The 19,585-nt window shown below is 73.2% G+C and carries 17 protein-coding genes; 7 read left to right on the forward strand and 10 right to left on the reverse strand.

What is annotated here, in order from left to right; translation table 11 throughout:
- Positions 1–135 precede the first annotated feature (135 nt).
- Positions 136–2,226 carry a hypothetical protein gene (locus tag BJP40_RS20430; RefSeq protein WP_071281607.1) on the forward strand — a complete coding sequence of 697 codons (2,091 nt, stop codon included), beginning with the start codon at positions 136–138 and terminating at the stop codon, positions 2,224–2,226.
- 5 nt (positions 2,227–2,231) lie between these two features.
- On the forward strand, positions 2,232–3,779 hold the full coding sequence (locus BJP40_RS20435) for an ABC transporter substrate-binding protein (RefSeq protein WP_071281608.1): 1,548 nt from the start codon (positions 2,232–2,234) through the stop codon (positions 3,777–3,779).
- Between the two features lie 107 nt (positions 3,780–3,886).
- On the opposite strand, the gene BJP40_RS20440 is transcribed toward BJP40_RS20435, so the two are convergent.
- The 8 genes from BJP40_RS20440 to hemL form a co-directional block, all read right to left on the reverse strand.
- Positions 3,887–4,306, reverse strand: coding sequence for an SRPBCC family protein (locus BJP40_RS20440; RefSeq protein ID WP_071281609.1), 420 nt, complete (start codon positions 4,304–4,306; stop codon positions 3,887–3,889).
- Positions 4,307–4,403: 97 nt separating this feature from the next.
- Positions 4,404–5,492: a c-type cytochrome biogenesis protein CcsB gene (gene ccsB, locus BJP40_RS20445; protein WP_071281610.1), complete on the reverse strand. Its 1,089-nt coding sequence runs from the start codon at positions 5,490–5,492 to the stop codon at positions 4,404–4,406.
- Positions 5,489–7,393 (reverse strand): cytochrome c biogenesis protein ResB, encoded by a 1,905-nt coding sequence (locus BJP40_RS20450; RefSeq protein ID WP_079171330.1) that lies wholly within the window; start codon positions 7,391–7,393, stop codon positions 5,489–5,491. Before BJP40_RS20450 ends, ccsB begins: the two co-directional genes overlap by 4 nt.
- Positions 7,394–7,399: 6 nt before the next feature.
- Entirely contained in the window at positions 7,400–8,137 is a 738-nt protein-coding gene (locus tag BJP40_RS20455) for a cytochrome c biogenesis CcdA family protein (protein WP_071281611.1), read from the reverse strand.
- A 3-nt stretch (positions 8,138–8,140) separates the two neighbouring features.
- Positions 8,141–8,755, reverse strand: a complete 615-nt coding sequence (locus BJP40_RS20460; protein ID WP_071281612.1) for a TlpA disulfide reductase family protein — start codon at positions 8,753–8,755, stop codon at positions 8,141–8,143.
- A 147-nt stretch (positions 8,756–8,902) separates the two neighbouring features.
- Positions 8,903–10,153, reverse strand: a complete 1,251-nt coding sequence (locus BJP40_RS20465) for a hypothetical protein (RefSeq protein ID WP_071281613.1) — start codon at positions 10,151–10,153, stop codon at positions 8,903–8,905.
- Positions 10,154–10,554: 401 nt separating this feature from the next.
- The gene (locus BJP40_RS20470) at positions 10,555–11,238 is read right to left on the reverse strand and encodes a histidine phosphatase family protein (RefSeq protein WP_071281614.1); all 684 of its coding nucleotides are present in this window, start codon (positions 11,236–11,238) and stop codon (positions 10,555–10,557) included.
- Positions 11,235–12,554, reverse strand: coding sequence for a glutamate-1-semialdehyde 2,1-aminomutase (gene hemL, locus BJP40_RS20475; RefSeq protein ID WP_071281615.1), 1,320 nt, complete (start codon positions 12,552–12,554; stop codon positions 11,235–11,237). Before hemL ends, BJP40_RS20470 begins: the two co-directional genes overlap by 4 nt.
- Positions 12,555–12,951: 397 nt before the next feature.
- Here hemL and BJP40_RS20480 point away from each other — a divergent pair, with 397 nt between their 5' ends.
- Both BJP40_RS20480 and BJP40_RS20485 read left to right on the forward strand, forming a co-directional pair.
- Complete coding sequence (locus BJP40_RS20480) at positions 12,952–13,614, forward strand: hypothetical protein (protein WP_079171332.1); 663 nt, start codon at positions 12,952–12,954, stop codon at positions 13,612–13,614.
- A 345-nt stretch (positions 13,615–13,959) separates the two neighbouring features.
- Positions 13,960–14,697, forward strand: coding sequence for a Mut7-C RNAse domain-containing protein (locus BJP40_RS20485; protein ID WP_071281616.1), 738 nt, complete (start codon positions 13,960–13,962; stop codon positions 14,695–14,697).
- A gap of 251 nt (positions 14,698–14,948) precedes the next feature.
- Here the strand turns inward: BJP40_RS20485 and BJP40_RS20490 are convergent, their stop codons facing one another.
- Positions 14,949–15,425 (reverse strand): hypothetical protein, encoded by a 477-nt coding sequence (locus tag BJP40_RS20490; protein WP_071281617.1) that lies wholly within the window; start codon positions 15,423–15,425, stop codon positions 14,949–14,951.
- A gap of 131 nt (positions 15,426–15,556) precedes the next feature.
- Between BJP40_RS20490 and BJP40_RS20495 the strand changes: the two genes are divergently transcribed.
- Positions 15,557–16,321 (forward strand): SDR family NAD(P)-dependent oxidoreductase, encoded by a 765-nt coding sequence (locus BJP40_RS20495; protein ID WP_071281618.1) that lies wholly within the window; start codon positions 15,557–15,559, stop codon positions 16,319–16,321.
- Between the two features lie 7 nt (positions 16,322–16,328).
- On the opposite strand, the gene BJP40_RS20500 is transcribed toward BJP40_RS20495, so the two are convergent.
- Positions 16,329–17,522 (reverse strand): RtcB family protein, encoded by a 1,194-nt coding sequence (locus tag BJP40_RS20500; RefSeq protein WP_071281619.1) that lies wholly within the window; start codon positions 17,520–17,522, stop codon positions 16,329–16,331.
- Positions 17,523–17,696: 174 nt separating this feature from the next.
- On the opposite strand from BJP40_RS20500, the gene BJP40_RS20505 reads away from it, so the two are divergent.
- Together BJP40_RS20505 and BJP40_RS20510 are read left to right on the forward strand one after the other, a co-directional pair.
- Positions 17,697–18,557, forward strand: a complete 861-nt coding sequence (locus BJP40_RS20505; protein WP_071281620.1) for a hypothetical protein — start codon at positions 17,697–17,699, stop codon at positions 18,555–18,557.
- Between the two features lie 122 nt (positions 18,558–18,679).
- The gene (locus BJP40_RS20510; RefSeq protein ID WP_071281621.1) at positions 18,680–19,426 is read left to right on the forward strand and encodes a DUF3558 domain-containing protein; all 747 of its coding nucleotides are present in this window, start codon (positions 18,680–18,682) and stop codon (positions 19,424–19,426) included.
- Positions 19,427–19,585: the final 159 nt, after the last annotated feature.

Below are 19,585 nucleotides of genomic sequence, written 5' to 3' on the forward strand. Positions count from 1 at the left end.
CGCGTCACGGTCGGGTGACGACCCCGGCACCAGTGCGAAACTCTCCGCGACACGGCAACCACCCTTGGCTATCATGCACCTGAAAGTGTGACAGGACATGTCTTGTGACGCTGACGCTACGGGGGGTGGCGGCGGGTGGACAGAGAGCTGTACGGCCGCGAGGCGGTGCTCGATCCGACCGGTCTGGTCGCCCGCCTGACGGGCCTCGCGCCCTACGGCTTCACCGGCGTCGCCTACGAGCACGGCGACGACCCCCCGGTCACCGTCTTCACCGGCGGCCGCGGCATGGGCAAGACCGCCCTCCTCAAGCAGATCCGCAACGCCTACCGCGACGGCACCCCGCTCGCCTTCCTCGACTGCGCGCACGTCGAGGAGCCCGCCGAGCACGGCGCCGGCTGGAACCCGGTGACCGGCGCCCTCGCCGAACTCGCCGTGCAGCTCTCGCCGCGCGTGCTCGCGGCCAGCCCCGTGTCGTTCCCCCGCCTGTGCCTGGGCCTCGCGGCCGTCGCCAGCATCGGCTGGTCGCAGGAGGACGACGAGCGCGCCCGCCGCGACCTCCAGCGGCTCGCTCCCGTCATGGCGACCGTCGACGAGGCCAAGGGCATGGGCACCACCTGGGTCGGCAAGGTCCTCGCCAAGCTCGCCGCGACCGTCGCCGACGGCGCCGCCCCGATGGCCGGCGTCCTCGCCGAGGCCACCGTGGAGACCGTGCTGGAGGAGGTGTTCGGCCGCTCCCAGCGCCGCACGGAGAGCTGGTACGGCACCTACCGCGACGCGGGCGGGAACGGGAAGCTGGGCCTGCACCGGCTGGCCGTGGACTTCCGGCAGGGCGGGCCGCGCCGCGCCACGGCCGAGCGGCGCCTGGTCGCCGCGCTCGTGGAGGACCTGCGCCGCGCCTACACCAGCCTCATGCGGCTGGGCACCCGCCGGGGCCGGCCCGTCGTCCTCCTCGACAACGCACACGCCCCGCTCGGCCGCCGCCTCGTCGAGCCCCTCCTGCGGGACCGGGCCGACGGCCGCCGCGACCAGCTCGTCGTCATCGCCGCCTCCCTGCACCCGGACCACGAGGGCCTGCGGCACGCCACCCGGCGCCGCCTGCCGGAGGTCGCCCACCTGGCGCCCTGCCCGCGCGGCGACGACATCACCTCCGGCGTCCTCGCCGTGGCGCTCACCCCGCTGAGCACCGCCCACACCCGCAGTCTGTTCGACGGGTACGACCGGGCGGGGCACACCCCCGCCGACCTGCCGGGTGCCGTGCACCGGCTGACCGGGGGCCGCCCGCTGGGCGTGGACCTGCTGGGCCGGGCGGCCGGCCAGGCGCCGGCGGCACTGCGCGGCGCGCTCACCCCGGGCGCACTGCTGGACCTGACGGTGGACCTGCGCGAGGACTCCCCCGGCGTCCCGGTCGCCGAGACGCTGCTGGCCCAGCTGCTGCCCGGCCTGCACCGCGACGAACCGGCGGTGCTCGCGGTGCTGGCCGCCGCCCACGACGAGGGCTCCGCCCGGGTGCTGGCGCGCACCCGGCTGCGCGCCGCCTCCGCGGAGGGCGACGTGGCGCTGCGGGCCCGCGACGCGCTCCGCGCCGACGGCTGGCAGACCGGGCCCACCCACCCGGCGCAGCCCGCGCACTTCGTGGCCGACCCTCTCCTGCGGGCCCTGCTGCTGCACCGGCTGCGCTTCCACGACGGCGACGCGCCCGCGTACGCCGCGTGGCGGGCCGCCCACGAGACCCTCCGCAGCCACTACGGGCAGGGCCCCGCCCCGTACCGGCTGCGCCAGGAGCTGGCGCTGGGCAGCACGGAGAGCGCGGTGACCGAGCTGCGCACCTCCTTCCCGGAGCCGGACGTGCAGGGCTGGCTGGCCCGGCTGCGCTTCGTCGCCTCGGCGCCGTACCCGCGCGAGGTCCACCGCCCGGGGCCCGATCCGCGGCGCGCGCTCGCCCTCGGGCAGGACCCGGGCGGGGAGCCGCCGGCGGGGCTCACCGGCGACGCGGCGGCCCTGCACATGGCGGTGCGCCGGCTGCTGCACGCGCTGTGGCTGCTCACCGACCCGCTGGCGCTGCCCGACGCCGAGGTCGTCGAACGCATGGCGTACGAGCTGCGCCAGCTGTCGGGCCGGCACCTGACGGGCAGCAGCGCGCTGTGGGACGCGGCCACCCACTGGCCGAGGGACATCCGAGCCTGGCGGAGCCCGTCGTTGCCGCCGGGGAGCGAGGACGGAGCGTGACGAGCATGCGCAACCCCCTGCGCTACCGCGTCTTCTACACCACCCGTCAGCGGATCGTGACCAGCACCCTGGTGCTCGCCCTGCTGGCGTGGGGCACCGTCACGGTCGTCCGGCGCGTCACGACGCCCGAGGACCGCTCCTGCGCACCCGGCGTGGTCCGCCCGGTGGGCAGCGACGAGTGCGTGGGCGTCGCCACCGCCGGGGACGGCTACGCCTTCGGCGCGGACGGGCTGACGCAGGTCGCCGCCGCCATCGGCCGCGAGAACGCGTCCCTGGAGGACGGCGAGTACGCCACGATCGCGCTGCTGCTGCCGCTGACATCGGCCGACGCGGGCCTCCGCACGAAGATGCGGCACGAGCTCCAGGGCGCCTTCGCCCAGCAGTACCGCGCCAACCGGCAGAACAACGAAGCTCCGAAGATCCGGCTGCTGCTCGCCAACACCGGCAAGGACAACACACACTGGAAGGTGCCCGTCGAGCAGCTGAAGACGATGACGGGCGCACCGCACCACCTGCGGGCCGTGTCCGGCATCGCCACCAGCTCCACCGCCGTCCGCTCGGCCGTCGGCGAGCTCACCGGCGCGGGCATCGCCCCCGTCGGGACCACCATCACCGCCGACGACATCGCCAACGGCCCCGGCGGCTCCCCCTACCCGGGCCTCGCCCGGGTCTCCCCCACCAACGGCGACGAGGCGCGGGCGCTGGCCCACTTCGGCCGGGTCGACGCCGCGAAGGCGCTCCTCGTCCACGACACCCGCACCGGCGACCACTACACCGACACCCTGAAGGACGCCTTCTCCGCGCTGCTCGCGCGCTCCCCCTACGAGCCGCAGCTCTTCACCTCGGACGAGGACCCGAACGCCGAGGGCACCACGGCCAACACGTTCCGCCAGATCACCCACCTGGTGTGCGACACCCGCGCGGAGACGATCTTCTTCGCGGGGCGCCACGTCCAGCTGCGGCAGTTCGTCAACGCCCTGGGCGCGCGCGGCTGCAAGGACCGCGCGTTCACGGTGCTCACCGGCGACGAGGGCTCCTACCTCGGCGCTGACCCGCAGCTCGACCGCTCGGCGCTGGAGAAGGGCCTCACGGTCCGGTACGCGGCGCTCGCCCACCCCGACGCGTGGCGCGCCCGCGACGGGTACGAGGCGCCCGCGACCGGCGGGTCGACGGCCGCCTACGACACGTTCGTGCGGACCCTCGCCGAGGTCGCGAAGGCGCCTGCGGGGCCCATCGGGCCGACCGCCCTGGCCGACGGGCAGGCCATCATCGCCTACGACGCGCTGGGCGCGGCCGTGCGGGCCGTCCGCGAGGCGACCCCGGCAGGGCGGCACCTGCCGCCGGTGGCGGACGTGGCACGGCAGTGGCCGCAGGTGAAGGGCTCGCTGAAGGTGCAGGGGGCGAGCGGCTGGATCTGCCTGGACAACTACGGCAACCCGTACAACAAGGCGGTGCCGGTGGTGCAGGTGACCCGCGGCACGCCCGTGTTCGTCGCGATGGCCTGGCCGGAGGGGAAGCCCCCGTCGGAGGACTGCCTGCCGCCGCGGCAGTGACCTGCGGCGGCGGGGCGGCCCACGGTACGGAGGCCGCCCCGCAGCGAGCCCGGCGCCCGGGCCGGCCCCCTGCTCGGCCGGGGGCCGCAGCCGCAGCGGCGCCGCCGTCAGAGCACCGCCGCCAACCGGTCGAAGCGCACCCGCCAGGCCGCTTCCTGCTGCTCGCCCAGCGCCTCCGGGCCGTCGAACGTGTGGGTCAGGCGGAGCACCGTGGCCGCGCGGTCACCGTGCTCCCCCGGCTCCAGGTGGAAGCGGACGCGGCCGGCTCCGCCCGGGAACGTGTACTCGACGACGCGTTCCACGTCCCACGCGGTGACCGTGCCGCTGAGGGCCGCACCGGCGGGGTCGTCCAGCCACCGCAGCACCACCGCGCCGCCGAGCCGCGGCTCCAGCACCTCGACCGCGGCCAGCCACGACCGCAGTCCGTGCCGTGCGGCGAGGGCGGGCCAGACGTCCTCCTCCGGGCGCGGCAGGTGCACCACGTGCCGGACGGTCCGCGTGCCGTGCGGGGCGTGCGCGACGTCCATGTCTCCAGCGTCGCGCGGCCGTCGCGGCGCCGCTACCGCAGCGCGGTCCGGGGCCGGCCCCGGACCGCTCCACGCCCGCCTGCGGGTGGCCTCCGGGTCACTCCACGCCCGCGTACGAGTGCAGGCCGTCCACGAAGATGTTCACGCCGTAGTAGTTGAACAGCCAGCAGCCGAACGCCACCAGCGCCAGCACCGCCGCCTTGCGGCCCTTCCAGCCGACCGTCGCCCGCGCGTGCAGGTAGCAGGCGTACGCGACCCAGGTGATGAAGGACCAGACCTCCTTCGGGTCCCAGTTCCAGTAGCGGCCCCAGGCGTCACCCGCCCAGATCGCGCCCGCGATGATCGTGAACGTCCACAGCGGGAAGACCGCCGCGTTCACCCGGTACGCCAGCTTGTCGAAGGACGCGGCCGACGGCAGCCGCTCCATCACGGACCGCGCGAACGCCCCCGGCTTCCCGCCGCCGGCCGCCTTCACCTCGTACTTGTCCTTCAGGAGGTACAGGACCGTGGCGACGGCGCCGATGTAGAACACCGCGCCGCAGAAGATCGCGGTGGAGACGTGGATCCACAGCCAGTACGAGTCGAGGGCCGGGACGAGCTGGTCGCTCTCGGTGTACAGCCAGGTCGTGGCCACGCCCAGGTCGAGGAGGACCGTCGTCACGAGGGGCAGGCCCAGCCAGCGGACGTTCTTCCCCGCGAGGAGGAACGCGAGGTACGTGCCGGTCGCCACCGTGGAGAACGTCAGCGAGAACTCGTACATGTTGCCCCAGGGCGCCCGCTGCACCGACAGGGCCCGTGCCACGACGGCGCCAGCCTGGAGCAGGAACGCGAGGGCGGTGAGGGAGACCGCGATCCGCCCGTACAGATCGCCCTTGACGTCCCCGCCCGCGGCTCCCGGACCGTCCGGGACGTCGCGGGCGCCGGCGGCGGCGCGGGTGACGACCTTCGGCTTGTCCAGGACCCGGGTGCCGCCGCCCGCGGTGCGGACCTGGACGGCGGGCGCCGCGGCGGCCCGGCGCGCGGGGGCGAGCGCGGCGGCCGTGCGGCCGACCTTGCTGCGGCTGCCGAGCACCCACTCGGCGATGTGCGCCAGGAACGCCAGCGTGTAGACGGCCATGGCCGAGTAGACGAGGACGTTGCTGATCTGCGCGAGATTCTCGTTGGTCGCGGCGGCGATGTCGGTCACTGCTTGGCCCCTTCGGCGGGAACAGCCTGGTCGGTGTCGGCGCCGGCCGCCGGAGCCTCGGGCTCCGGTGCGGTGGGCGCCACGGCGTGGAGTTCGGCCGCGAGCTCGGCCAGCTCCTCCGGAAGCTTGGCGGTCTCGCTGCGGCCGAGCCCCGCCATCTCGACGACGGTCACGCCGTCCTCACCCGCGACGGCCCGGACCCAGACGCGGCGGCGCTGCACGAACAGCGAGCCGATCAGGCCGGCGAGCGCGGCGACGGAACCGGCGAGGGCCCAGCCGTTGCCGGGCTGCTGGGAGACCTGGAAGCCGGCCCACTCGCGGATCTCCTTCTCGAAGGTGACCGTACCGGCCCCGTCGGGAAGGGTGATGGTCTCGCCGGGCAGCAGCGTCTTCTTGAAGATCTCTCCGTTCCCGTCCTTGAACGGGGTCATCTTGCTGGTGTCCAGCTGGTACACGTTCTGCGGGATGCCGGAGTCGACCCGCAGGTCGCCGTGGTAGGCGGACAGGTTCAGCGCGGGGAAGGCCAGGCCGGGGAACTGGGAGAACATCTGTCCCTGCCCCTTGCCCGCGAACGTCGGCACGAAGAAGAGCGGGAACCCGAGCTGCTTCTTCTCGCCCTTCGCGTCGCGGTAGCCGTCCATCACCTTGAGCACGCCGGTGGAGGTGACGTTCGCGTCGATCGGCAGCAGCGGCACGGGCTCGCTGGACACCACCTTGCCGCGGGCATCGCGGACGGTGACCACGGGCGCGTACCCGTGGGAGATCAGGTACACCTTGGCGTCGCCGATCCTCAGCGGCTCGTTGACGCGGACGACGGCCTTCTTCTCGGGGCCGCCGCCCTCCGAGTAGCGGATGTCCGCCTCGAAGGTGCGGGGCGTGCCGCGCTGCGGACCGCTCGTCTCGTACGTGCCCGTGAACTGCTTGAGCTCGAAGCTGAACGGCTCCAGGGCGTCGAGGCCGAAGAGGCTGCCGGAGCGGAAGTCGTCGTACTGGGTGAGGGTGTTCGCGAAGCCGTAGCCCTCCCCCTCCACGATCAGCTTGCCGCCCTCGGAGCGGAAGAGCTGACCGCAGGCGAACGCCACCAGCATCACGATCAGCGCCACGTGGAAGAGGAGGTTGCCGGCCTCCCGGAGGTAGCCCTTCTCCGCGGCGACCGCGTCCCCCGCCACATGGCTGCGGAAGCGGCGCTTGCGGAGCATCCGCAGCGCGGCCGCGCGGGCCTCGTCGGGCGTGGCCGTGGTGCGCCAGGTCGCGTACGCGGGCAGCCGGGTCAGCCGCCGGGGCGCGCCGGGCGGACGGCTGCGGAGCTGGCCGGCGAACTGCCAGGTGCGGGGCACGATGCAGCCGATGAGGGAGACGAACAGCAGGATGTAGATCGCGGAGAACCACACCGAGCTGTACACGTCGAACAGCTGGAGCTTGTCGTAGACCGGCCCGAGGGTCTCGTGCGCCTCCATGAAGGCGCGGACCTTGGTGTCGTCGACGTTGTTCTGCGGGATGAGGGAGCCGGGGACCGCGCCGAGGGACAGCAGGAACAGCAGCAGCAGCGCGACCCGCATGGACGTCAGCTGCCGCCAGAACCAGCGGACCCAGCCGACGGCACCGAGAGCGGGGAGCGTGACGGAGTCGTCCGGCTCCTGGGCGGGCGCGGTGCTCAACCCCTGCCCGGTCGCGTCCTGCGACTCGACGGAGCCCGGCTCGCCGCGCTCGTCCGGCTGCCCGGCGGGCTCCGGCCCCCGGGTGCCGCCCGCGGGCCCGGCGGGCTGTGGCCGGCTGCTGCCTTCCGCACCGGCGGGGCTCTCGGGGTCGCCGGTGCCGCCCAGGGCCCCGGCGGGCTCCGGGTGGGCTTGCTGCGTGTGCCCGGCCGACTCCGTCGCCCCGGTGCGTTCCGTGTTGCTCATCGTGCCTCAGATTCCCACCGTGAACCCCTGCGACCAGCTCTGCATCTGCTGTACGAGGACGCCCCACGCCCCCGTCAGCAGCAGCACACCGGTCAGGATCATCATGCCGCCGCCGATCCGCATCACCCACACGTAGTGCCGCTTCACCCAGCCGAAGGCGCCGAGCGCCCTGCGGAAGGCGACGGCGGTCACGATGAACGGCACGCCGAGGCCGAGGCAGTACGCCAACGTCAGCAGGGCGCCGCGCCCGGCGCTCGCCTCGTTCAGGGCCAGGACGTTCACGGAGGCGAGCGTCGGCCCGACACACGGGGTCCAGCCGACGCCGAACAGCACACCGAGCAGCGGCGCCCCGACGAGTCCGGAGACCGGACGCCGGTGGAAGCGGAACTCACGGCGGGTCACCCAGGACATGAACCCCATGAAGAAGAACCCCATGAAGATCATGACCACGCCGAGTATCCGGTTGAGCAGCTCCTGGTGGGAGAGGAGGGTCTGCCCGGAGTACCCGAAGAGGGCGCCGCCGGAGACGAACACGGCGGTGAACCCCCGGACGAACAGCGCAGCCCCCGCGGCCATGCGGCCCCGCCGCGCCTCCGCGAGGTCCGTACCGGTGACCCCGGTGACGTACGAGAGGTAGCCGGGCACCAGCGGCAGGACGCACGGGGAGAAGAAGGACACCAGGCCGGCGAGCAGGGCGAGGGGCAGCGCCAGCAGGAGGGCCCCGCTGAGGACGGTGTCGTTCATCGGCTACTTCCCCGACGCCTTCTCGGCGATGAGCGGCTTGAGGAGGGACCGCAGGTCGTCCTCGCCGAGCTCCTTCAGCGACCGTGCCGCGATCTTGCCGTCGCGGTCGAGGACGACGGTGGAGGGGATGGACTGCGGGCTCAGCGTGCCCCGGGGGAAGCCGTTGACGACGATCTTGCCGATGGGGTCATGGAGGCTCGGGTAGGTGATGCCGAACTCCTCCTCGAAGAGGAGGGCCTTGTCCTTCTGCGGGTCGCGGGTGTTGATGCCGACGAACTCGACGCCCTCGGGCTTCAGCTCCTTCGCGACCTTGGCGAAGTGCGGCGCCTCGGCACGGCAGGGCGCGCACCAGGAGCCCCAGACGTTCAGGACGACGACCTTGCCCTTGAAGTCGGCCACGTCGAGCTTCTCGCCGCCCAGCGTCTCACCGGCAAGGCTGTGGGGGGCCTGGCGCTCGCCCTTGGCGACCGTGGAGATGCCGCCGGCGTTGGTGACGAAGTTGGTGTTTCCGCCGCCGCCGGACTTGCCCGTGTCACCGCTGCACGCGGTGAGCAGGAGCACGGCCGCCACGGCACCGGCGGTGAGCAGAAGCCCTCGGGGGGCACGGCTGAGGCTCATGTGAAAAGTTTCGCATGGCCCATTTCGGGATCTTGCCCACCCCCCTGCGATGCCCGAAAGACCCATGAAGCCCCTTGTCAGCGCCGGCTAAGTGAAGGCGCCATAAGGAAAGCCGAGCGGATCCTCGTGATCATGTCCGCGGAGCGGTCACACCCGGAGGTACGACGTCCAGCCGCCGTCAGGGGATTCCCCGACACCGAGCCCGCGCAGCTTCCGGAGGATCTCCGGGTCCTGCGCGTCGAGCCAGTCGACGAACTGCCGGAACGACACCAGCCGCACGTCCTTCTTGCCCGCCATTCCCTTGAGGGATTCCTCCACGGCGTCCATGTAGATGCCGCCGTTCCACTGTTCGAAGTGGTTTCCCACGAAGAACGGCGCGCGGTTCGTCTCGTAGGCGCGGCGGAATCCGCTCAGATACGCCTCGGTCGCCTGCTTCCGCCAACCGGGATAGCGGGACGGCACGCCCTTCGTGGTGTTCCCGGACTGGTTGGCGAGGATGTTGTAGTCCATGGACAGGACCTCGAAGGAGTGCCCGGGGAACGGCATCGCCTGGAGCGGCAGGTCCCACAGGCCCCGGTGCTTGCCCGGCCACACCTGGAGGCCGCCGGGCGAGGAGGCGTCGTAGCGCCAGCCGAGCTTCCTCGCGGTGGGCAGCAGGCCGTCCCGCCCCAGCAGGCAGGGGGTGCGCCCGCCGACGAGCTCCTTGCGGTAGTCGAAGGGCAGCGGTTCCTCGTCCTTCCAGCCGGTGTTGGTCTTCCATTCGGTGACGAATGCCACCGCCTGGTCGATCTCGCTGCGCCACTGCTCCGGGGACCAGTTCCCGACGGAGCCGGATCCCGCGCAGAAGTGACCGTTGAAGTGGGTCCCTATTTCGTGGCCTTCGAGCCAGGCGCGGCGAATGTTGGTGAGGGTGTCCTTGATGTGGTCGTCGGTGAGGTATCCGATGTCGGAGGCGCCGATGCGGTTGTTCGGCGGGCGGTAGAGCGTCTTCTTCGACTCGGGCAGCAGATAGATTCCGGAAAGGAAGAACGTCATGGCGGCGCCGTGGTTCTTCGCCAGGTCGAGGAACCGGGGGAAAAGGCCGTTCCCGACCTCGCCCGCGCCGTCCCAGGAGAACACCACGAACTGCGGTGGCGTCTGGCCCGGCTCCAGCGGCACGGGCCGCTCGGGCTGGTGCGGCTGCTTTCCCGTGTCGGCCGTGGAGCCGTCCCCTATGAGCCGGCCCTGGGACCTACCGCCGCCGCGCCCTCCCTGACCGCCGCCCTTGCCGTCGGCGCCGCGGCTCGGGGAAGCCGTACCGCCCCCGCCGCCGTCGACGAGCCCACAACCGGCCGCCGCGGCGGTCACGGCGGTCCCGGCTCCGGCGCCCAGCAGTGCCCTTCGGGTGATCTCGCGCATGCCTTCCCCCTCCGTGCTCGCGTGCTCCGGACGTACGTCCGAACCGGCACCAGGAAAGATGGCGAAAAAGAACCGCTGGTTCCCGCTGCTGGGCAGCGAAGGGAAGGCAAATGCAGGGATCTTGGTACGGAATCACTCTGGCCGAAAACAGCCCACAGGCCCCGTGCATCCCGTGGCCGCAGGCTCCTGCCGCCAGGCACACCCGGCCACGGGCCGACCCGCCCGCCCGGGGCTGCGGCACCGGGGCAACCGCCGCGGCGCGTCGGGGCGGGCCGCACCGGGCCACGGGGAAGAGCGCACCCCGGCCGCGGGAGCACGGCCCCGGGTGCGGCCCGCCACACGACGGGCACCCCGCCGCGGGGGTGCGGGGGCGGAGCCGCCGCCCCCGCAGGGCCTGCGCGCTACGCGCCGAACGCCTTCGACTTCCCCTTGACCGGCTTCGCGCCCGCGAGCAGGTGCGGCGGCACGAGGTCCCGCGCCGGTTCGCTGTAGCCGACCGACACGATCGCGTCACCGTGGTACGTGAACGTCGTCAGCGACGCCAGCGTGCACTGCCGTCGCCGCGGGTCGTGCCAGAGCCGACGCCGTTCGACGAAGCTCCGCACGATCCAGATCGGCAGCTGGTGGCTCACGCACACCGCTTCGTGGCCGCGGGCCGCGTCACGCGCCGCGTTCAGGGCGCCCATCATCCGCACGACCTGGTCGATGTACGGCTCGCCCCACGAGGGGCGGAACGGGTTGGTGAGGTGGCGCCAGTTGCCCGGCCTGCGCAGCGCGCCGTCGCCCACGCCGAAGGTCTTGCCCTCGAAGACGTTGCCCGCCTCGATCAGCCGCTCGTCCGTGGCCAGGTCCAGGGCGTGCGCCTTCGCGATGGGCGCCGCCGTCTCCTGGGCCCGCTCCAGCGGCGACGCCACGACGTGCGTGACGTCCCGGTCGGCCAGGTGCTCGGCGACCCGGTCGGCCATCTGCCGGCCCAGCTCCGAGAGGTGGTAGCCGGCGCGGCGGCCGTACAGGATGCCGTCCGGGTTGTGCACCTCGCCGTGGCGCATCAGGTGGACGACGGTGACGTCCTTGCCCGTGCTCATGCGGCGGCCTCCGGTGTCGCCTCGGCGGCGGCGCGGGCGGCGGCCGGGAGCGCGGCGGCGACCCGCTCGACCGCGCGCTCGTCGTGGGCCGTCGACACGAACCAGGACTCGAACGCCGACGGCGGCAGGTACACGCCCTCCGCCAGCATCGCGTGGAAGAACGCAGTGAAACGGAAGGACTCCTGCCGCTTGGCGTCCTCGTAGTCGAACACCTCGCGGTCGGTGAAGAAGACCGAGAACATGTTGGACGCGGTCTGCAGCCGGTGCGCCACGCCCTCCTTCGCCAGCGCGTCGGTGACCAGCCCCTGGATCTCCCGCGAGACCGCGTCGACCTTCGCGTACGCCGCGTCGTCCAGCAGCCGCAGCTGAGCGAGGCCCGCCGCCGTGGCGATCGGGTTGCCCGACAGCGTGCCCGCCTGGTAGACGGGGCCCGCCGGGGCCAGGTGCGCCATGACGTCCGCCCGGCCGCCGAAGGCCGCCGCCGGGAAACCGCCGCCCATGACCTTGCCGAACGTCATCAGGTCCGGCACCACGCCGTCGACGCCGTACCAGCCGGCCTTCGAGGTGCGGAATCCGGTCATCACCTCGTCCGAGACGAACAGCGCGCCGTTCTTCGCGCACGCGTCCTTCACGCCCTGGTTGAAGCCCGGCCGCGGCGGCACCACGCCCATGTTCCCCGGGGACGCCTCCGTGATCACACAGGCGATCTCGCCCGGGTGGCGGTGGAACGCCTCCTGCACCGCCTCCAGGTCGTTGTACGGCAGCACGATCGTGTCGCCCGCCTGGGCGCCCGTCACACCTGGCGTGTCGGGCAGCCCGAAGGTCGCCACCCCGGAGCCCGCCGCCGCCAGCAGCGCGTCCACGTGGCCGTGGTAGCAGCCCGCGAACTTGACCACCTTGGCGCGCCCGGTGAAGCCGCGGGCGAGCCGGATCGCCGACATGGTGGCCTCGGTGCCGCTGGACACCAGCCGCACCTGCTCGACCGGCGCGACCCGCGCCACGATCTCCTCGGCGAGAGCCACCTCGCCCTCACCGGGCGTGCCGAAGGACGTGCCGCGCGCCACCGCCTCCTGCACGGCGGCGAGCACCTCCGGGTGGGAGTGGCCGAGGATCATCGGCCCCCACGAGCACACGAGGTCGACGTACTCCCGCCCGTCCGCGTCCGTGAGGTACGGACCCGTACCGGACACCATGAACCGGGGCGTTCCGCCCACGGCGCGGAAGGCCCGGACGGGAGAGTTCACGCCGCCGGGCGTCACGCGGGACGCACGGTCGAAGAGCGACTGTGACACTGGGGCTTCGTATGAATACGACACTTGAGTCCTGACCTGCGAGAACGAGTGGACGGGCGGCCAGCGGACGGCTGGCGTGCAGCTACCGGGCGCGCGAGCAGCGGCCCCTTTCGCGCCACTCCGGACCCCCGGACTGACGCGATCGGGCCGACGCCCTTGCTCGATCGGGAGTCCTTACCTCACGATCTTGTTTCAGCAGGCTCACGAAGGGTTTCCGAACCTTCTTCTGGGCAAGGCGCCAGTCCTCCGCGTCTGCGAAACTGGGGCGTCATAGGGACAGCTCACGGAAACCATGGTGTCAGAGGCCCGGACGTTCCAGCGGAACAGGTGTTTCACCACACGCCCGCGGGGGAGGTCACTGACACGATGATCGGGTCGCACGGCGGGGACCGTGCCGCCCAGCAAGCAGTCGGGTGGAGATATGCAGCGCGGTGGCGGACGGGGCGACGGGACGGGCGACCGGGGTCCCGGGCCTGCCCGGCGGGGGAGGCACCGGCGACAGCGGGATCCCGTGGAGCGGGACGGCCCCGCGGCGGAGCGGCACGACGCGGCGGAGCGGCACGACGCGGCGGAGCGGGGCACCCCCGTGGGAGGCGGGCCCATGGCCATGAGCGGTGACCCCTTGGCCGGCAGGGGCGGCCGCGGCATGGGCGTGACGTACAAGTACTTCGGCGCCCCCAACGGCGCCACGGCCGCGCGGGTCCCCGTCTCCATGCGTCCCGAGGAGCTCGGGGGCGACGAGCTCGGCATGGGCGGCCTGTTCACGAAGATCAAGCCGGAGACCATAGCCGCGATGGTCCTCACCGGCCTCCAGGGGATGCCCCTGCACAAGGTCCCCCCGCTCGAACTGGTCGTCCTCCACCCCGACTACGCCGTGGTGAAGCTCCCCACGACGGTCGTCGACCCGCTGCGCGGCGTCGGCGAGGAGTCCGTGGGCGCCGCCGCCTTCATCTGGTCCACCGTCCCCGACCGCAGCGGCCCCAGCGACGCCTTCACCGTCTACCGGCTGCTGCACGAGTGGCAGGACTTCTCCGTACGCCTCCACGAGGCCGGCCACCAGCCGTACTGCCTGGTCTGGGGGTAGCCCCCGCAGCGGGGCGCGGCCGCCACGCGACCGGCCCCCGGCCCCGGCGGTCAGCGGTCAGCGGTCAGCGGTCAGCGGTCAGCGGTCAGCGGTCAGCGGTCAGCGGCATTCTGCGGCACCGGGGTCCTGACCCGGTGGCGTCCCTGCGGCCACCGGTGTGCCTCCACCGCCGCGAGCGCGCCCCGAGCGGCGCACAGGGCACCGCGCGTGGCACCGGCACCGGCACACGACCGGCCCTCCCGGCACCGGGAACATCCCGGCTACGTGCCCCGCAGGCGGGAACCCCCTCACCAGGGGCGGCCAAAACGCCTGGCCGGGCACAGCCTCCGATGGCATCCTGGCCGCGTGAACGGACCGGAGATCCACATACGCTTCGCCCCCTCCCTGGGCCTCTTCGTACCCGCCCCCCGCCGGACCGGACGCACGGCCGTCACCACCGACGGCGTGTCCACTCTCGGCCACGTCGTCGAGTCCCTCGGCGTCCCCCTCACCGAGGTCGGCGTCCTCCTCGCCGACGGCCGGGCCGTCGCCCCCTCGCACGTGCCCGCGCACGGCGAGGAGATCGAGGTGCGCGGGGTCGACCGCCCCCAGCAGGTGCCCGGCGCGCCCCTCCGGTTCCTCCTGGACGTCCACCTCGGCACCCTCGCCCGGCGCCTGCGGCTGCTCGGCGTCGACGCGGCGTACGAGAGCGAGGACATCGGCGACGCCGCGCTCGCCACCCGCTCCGCACAGGAGCGGCGCGTGATGCTCTCCCGCGACCGGGGCCTGCTGCGCCGCCGGGAGCTCTGGGCCGGCGCGTACGTGTACAGCCACCGGCCCGACGACCAGCTCCGGGACGTCCTGGAGCGGTTCGCCCCAAGGCTCGCGCCCTGGACCCGGTGCACCGCCTGCAACGGCGAGCTCACCGAGGCGCACAAGGACGAGGTGCGGCACCACTTGGAGCAGGGCACCGAGCGGACCTACGACGTGTTCGCGCGCTGCACCGCGTGCGACCGGGTCTACTGGCGGGGCGCCCACCACTCCCGCCTCGACACCATCGTCCGCACCGCCCTGCGCGACTTCGGCGACGGCACGGCGGCCTGACGGCGGGACCCGCCCGGACCGCGGACTCCACGGGCCGGTCGAGCTCGGTCGACTCGAACAGGGCGGCCTTCACCGGCGCTCTGACGGGTATCCCGGAGCAGTACCGGCCACCCGCCGGGCAGCGCGCCGCGGGAGTCGGGGACCCCGTCGCGTACGGGCGCCGGACCACCGGCCCCGGTCACGGCCGCCCGCCGGCGCCTCCGCGCCCCTCCCCGACCGTCGGCGGCACGACTCCGGTGACCGCGCCCCGGTCAGAACGCGTACGGGTCCCCGGTGGCGGGCACCAGCACCCGCTGGTCGTTGTCGTCCGGGTACCGGTCGGCCGCGCCGCCGCACCACACGGTGTCGACCCGCACCGTCACCTCGTACGGCGTGCCCGCCACCTGGAGTTGCAGGGCCACTTCCTGCGCGGTGCCGTCGGCGGGCAGGGCCCCGGTGGAGCACAGCACCACCCGGTCGCCGCCCCGCAGACACCCCGCGGGCAGGGTGCGGCCGACCTCCACGAGCGGCACCGAGACCGTGACCCGCAGGGTGGCGTCCTCCAGATCCGACGGCCCGAGGTTCCGGCTCAGCACCAGCACGTCCAGCCGCCCGCCGGAGGACAGTGCGGCGTACCCGTGGTGCGCCACGTCGGCCTCGGGCACGGCGGCCAGCGCGTGGTGCGGGACACCCACGGCCGCGGCCGTGGCGGCAGCCACCGCGAAGGCGGCTCTACGCATCGCAGACATGGCCGAAAGGTATCCATTTCAGACGGTATGAACCGCGGCAGCCACGCGGCCGTGTCCCCCGTTCACCCGGGCCACCTATGCTGGCGCCTGATCACCCGCAGCCCACAGGACCCATGCGAGGAGCGCCCGCCATGACCGCCGCCGCCCGCCCCGTCGCCGTCGTCACCGGAGCCAGCAGCGGCATCGGCGCGGCCACCGCGCGCCGCCTCGCCGAAGCCGGCCACCGCGTGGTGCTCACGGCCCGGCGCAAGGACCGCATCGAGGCCCTCGCCGCCGAGCTCACCGCGGCGGGCCACGAGGCGGCCGCGCACCCCCTGGACGTCACCGACCGGGCGGCGGTCGACGCCCTCGCGGACGCGCTCGACCGCTGCGACGTCCTGGTGAACAACGCGGGCGGCGCCCTGGGGGCCGACCCCGTCGCCACCGGCGACCCCGACGAGTGGCGCCGCATGTACGAGGTCAACGTGATCGGCGCCCTGCACATGACGCAGGCGCTGCTCCCCTCCCTCACGGCGAGCGGCGCGGGCACGGTCGTGGTGGTCTCCTCCACGGCCGGCCACGGGACGTACGAGGGCGGCGCGGGCTACGTGGCCGCCAAGCACGGCTCCCACGTCCTCGCGGAGACGCTCCGCCTGGAGATCGTCGGCACCCCGGTGCGCGTCATCGAGGTCGCCCCGGGCATGGTGAAGACCGAGGAGTTCGCCACCACCCGCTTCCACGGCGACACGGAGAAGGCCGCGAAGGTGTACGCGGGCGTGGCCGAGCCCCTCACGGCCGACGACGTGGCCGACACCATCGCCTGGACGGTCACCCGGCCGCCGCACGTCAACATCGACCTGCTGGTCGTCCGCCCCCGCGCCCAGGCGTCGAACACCAAGGTCCACCGGGAGCTGTGACCCGGGCTCAGCCCTTGACGCAGACGACCTGCTTCAGCTTCGCGACGACCTCGACCAGGTCGCGCTGCCGGTCGATGACCTGCTCGATGGGCTTGTAGGCGGCGGGGATCTCGTCCACCACCCCGGCGTCCTTACGGCACTCCACGCCCCGCGTCTGCTCGGCCAGGTCACCCGCGGTGAACCGCCTCTTGGCGGCGTTGCGGCTCATCCTGCGGCCCGCGCCGTGGGAGGCGGAGTTGAACGACGCGTCGTTCCCGAGGCCCTTCACGATGTACGAGCCGGTGCCCATCGAGCCGGGGATGATGCCGTACTCGCCGCTGCCCGCGCGGATCGCGCCCTTCCGGGTGACCAGGAGGTCCATGCCGTCGTAGCGCTCCTCCGCCACGTAGTTGTGGTGGCAGGAGATCTCCCGTTCGAAGGACACCTTGGCCTTCTTGAACTCCTTGCGGACGACGCCCTTGAGCAGCGCCATCATGAGGGCGCGGTTGTGCTGCGCGTACTCCTGCGCCCAGAACAGGTCGTTGCGGTAGGCGGCCATCTGGGGCGTGTCGGCGACGAACACGGCCAGGTCACGGTCCACGAGATCCTGGTTGTGCGGGAGCGACCGGGCGACGCCGATGTGGTGGTCGGCGAGCTCCTTGCCGATGTTCCGGGACCCGGAGTGCAGCATGAGCCACACCGCGCCGGACGTGTCGATGCAGACCTCCACGAAGTGGTTCCCGCCCCCGAGCGTGCCCATCTGCCTGGCGGCGCGCTCCTGGCGGAACCTGACCGACTCCGCGACGCCGTCGAAACGGCTCCACAGGTCGTCCCAGCCCGTCGGCGAGAAGCCGTGGACCTGCGACGGGTCGACCATCTCGTCGTGCATCCCGCGGCCGACCGGGATCGCCGCCTCGATCTTCGAGCGGAGACCCGACAGGTCGCCCGGGAGGTCGTCGGCCGTCAGCGACGTCCTGACCGCCGACATGCCGCAGCCGATGTCCACCCCGACCGCCGCCGGGCAGACCGCACCGCGCATGGCGATGACCGAACCGACCGTCGCGCCCTTGCCGTAGTGGACGTCCGGCATGACGGCCAGGCCCTGGATCCAGGGCAGCGTCGAGACGTTGCGGAGCTGCTGCATCGCGACGTCCTCCACGGCGGCGGGGTCCGCCCACATCCGGATCGGGACCTTCGCCCCGGGCACCTCTACGTACGACATGGTTCCTCTATCCCCCTGAAAAGCCCGAAAGCACAAAAACCGGTGCCAGTAGCCACACATAGGGCAGTGGAAGGGCAGCGACGGCTGTGCGTGCGATACACATTGTGTTCACCGGCCGCCGAGCACCGGCAAGCCGTTTTCAGCGTCGACCCGCAGCGAAGGGAGCCCGGGACCGTGCAACGAAGGGCGTACGCACCCAGCCTGGCCGCGCTCGTCGCGCTGCTCGCCACCGGGCTCGGCGGATGCACCTCGGGCTCCGCCGACGGCGGCGCCGCGCTCGACTCCAAGACCGGCGCGGCCGCCGGCGCCGAAGCGGCACCCGGCCGCTACAGCACCCTCTTCGAACCGTGCGGCTCCGTGGGCCGGACGCTCCTGCAGGAACTGCTGCCCGGCGCCACCGAACTGCCGCCCGAGCAGCGCGACCGCGTCCTGCGGGGCGCCGCCTCCGTCACGTACGACAGCAGCCGGCGCGCCGGGTGCAGTTGGAAGGCGGACGGCGCCGCCGCCAGCCACCAGCTCACGCTGGACTTCGAACGCGTCGTCTCCTACGACCCGGCCGTCAGCGACGACGACCGCGCCCAGGAGGTCTTCGCCACCAAGGAGGCCGAGGCCGGGCTGCCCGCACGCACCCCGGACGCCTCCGCCGGGGCGGTGAGCCCGTCCGCGTCCGGCGGCCCGAGCGCCACCGCCGACACGGGCGGCGGGCCGCAGGCCCAGACAGCCGCGCCCGCGCCCAGCACGTCGGCCGGAGCCTCCGCCCCGGCGGCACCCGCACCGTCGACCACCCCGGACGAACTGCTCCCCCGCGCGCTGGAGGGTCTCGGCGACATCGCGTTCCTGAACGACGTCGTCACCCCCGCGGGCGCCACCGCCCAGCAGCGCACCGTGAGCGTGGTGTTCCGCACATCGAACGTCCTGGTGACCGTGCGGTACGCGGCGCAGGCCGCGCGTGTCGGTGAGGTTCCGGACAGTGAGGAACTGCAGGACAAGGCACGGAAACTGGCCCGTCAGCTGGCGGACCGCTTCGAGGAGTGAGCGCCGTCACGGCTCGGCCCCGGCACATCCGGGACCTGCCGACGCGCAGCCGAATCGGGCTAACGTGGCCGGGCCGGCAAGCGGCCGACAAGCGACAGACAGAGCGACCGACTGAAGGAACCATGCACCGATCAGCCCCGCGCCTCACCCGCATACTCGCCTGTGCAGCCGTCGTCCCGGCGCTGTTGGTCACCGCAGCCTGCTCCTCGGACGACTCCGACGCGTCCGGCAGCAAGGGGGCGGGCGTCCCGTCCTCGGCCGCGGCCGCCGGCTCCGCGTCGCCGTCGCCCTCGGCCAAGCCCTCGCCCAGCGTCGCGCCCGCGAAGTTCGCCAAGCTGCCGGACGCGTGCAAGACCCTCGGGGAGAAGACGGTCGACGAGCTGGTGCCGGAGGCGAAGAAGAAGGGCGGCACGCCGGGCCGGTCCACCGACCTGGGTGCCCGGGCCGCCTGTTCCTGGAACGGCCTGGACGACAAGGGCGTCAAGGGCTCCGACTACCGCTGGATCGACGTGTCGCTGCTGCGCTTCGAGTCCGAGCAGGCGATCGGCAGCGCCGAGCAGCGGGCCCAGCGCAAGTACACCGACAAGGTGGCCGAGACGCAGACCCTCGAAGGTGCCAAGAAGGTCGCCGCCGCCCCGGCGGAGGGCGTCGGCAACGAGGCGACCACGGTCACGTACGACCTGACGAAGACCGACGCGGACTTCCGCTACGCGGTGGTCGTGGCCCGCACGGAGAACGTGGTGGTCACCGTCTCGTACAACGGCACCGGCTACGCGGGGGCGAAGGCGCCCTCCAGCGAGGACATGGTCGAGGGCGCCGTGAAGGCCGCGAAGGAGGCGGTCGCCGCCGTCGCGAAGGCGAACTCCTGACGGGGTGACGGCCCGCCAGCAGGGGCCGCCCCGCGCGGCCTTGCCCGGACGGCCCCCGCAGGGCGTGCTCACCCGCGGTGAACCCCAGGGGTTGGGTTCCGGCGGGCGTGTGTCAGGCTGTGCCCCCGAGTTTCGGATCTGAGTGGGGGAGGGACCGCG

It is taken from the genome of Streptomyces sp. CC53 (assembly GCF_001865245.1).
Classification (GTDB): Bacteria; Actinomycetota; Actinomycetes; order Streptomycetales; family Streptomycetaceae; genus Streptomyces.

Bases quoted from the DNA above. Each gene is read 5' to 3' on its own strand.
- BJP40_RS20435 (WP_071281608.1), top strand. From the start codon at position 2,232: ATGCGCAACCCCCTGCGCTACCGCGTCTTCTACACCACCCGTCAGCGG.
- BJP40_RS20440 (WP_071281609.1), bottom strand. From the start codon at position 4,306: ATGGACGTCGCGCACGCCCCGCACGGCACGCGGACCGTCCGGCACGTG.
- BJP40_RS20450 (WP_079171330.1), bottom strand. From the start codon at position 7,393: ATGAGCAACACGGAACGCACCGGGGCGACGGAGTCGGCCGGGCACACG.
- BJP40_RS20455 (WP_071281611.1), bottom strand. From the start codon at position 8,137: ATGAACGACACCGTCCTCAGCGGGGCCCTCCTGCTGGCGCTGCCCCTC.
- BJP40_RS20460 (WP_071281612.1), bottom strand. From the start codon at position 8,755: ATGAGCCTCAGCCGTGCCCCCCGAGGGCTTCTGCTCACCGCCGGTGCC.
- BJP40_RS20465 (WP_071281613.1), bottom strand. From the start codon at position 10,153: ATGCGCGAGATCACCCGAAGGGCACTGCTGGGCGCCGGAGCCGGGACC.
- BJP40_RS20470 (WP_071281614.1), bottom strand. From the start codon at position 11,238: ATGAGCACGGGCAAGGACGTCACCGTCGTCCACCTGATGCGCCACGGC.
- BJP40_RS20480 (WP_079171332.1), top strand. From the start codon at position 12,952: ATGCAGCGCGGTGGCGGACGGGGCGACGGGACGGGCGACCGGGGTCCC.
- BJP40_RS20490 (WP_071281617.1), bottom strand. From the start codon at position 15,425: ATGTCTGCGATGCGTAGAGCCGCCTTCGCGGTGGCTGCCGCCACGGCC.
- BJP40_RS20495 (WP_071281618.1), top strand. From the start codon at position 15,557: ATGACCGCCGCCGCCCGCCCCGTCGCCGTCGTCACCGGAGCCAGCAGC.
- BJP40_RS20500 (WP_071281619.1), bottom strand. From the start codon at position 17,522: ATGTCGTACGTAGAGGTGCCCGGGGCGAAGGTCCCGATCCGGATGTGG.
- BJP40_RS20510 (WP_071281621.1), top strand. From the start codon at position 18,680: ATGCACCGATCAGCCCCGCGCCTCACCCGCATACTCGCCTGTGCAGCC.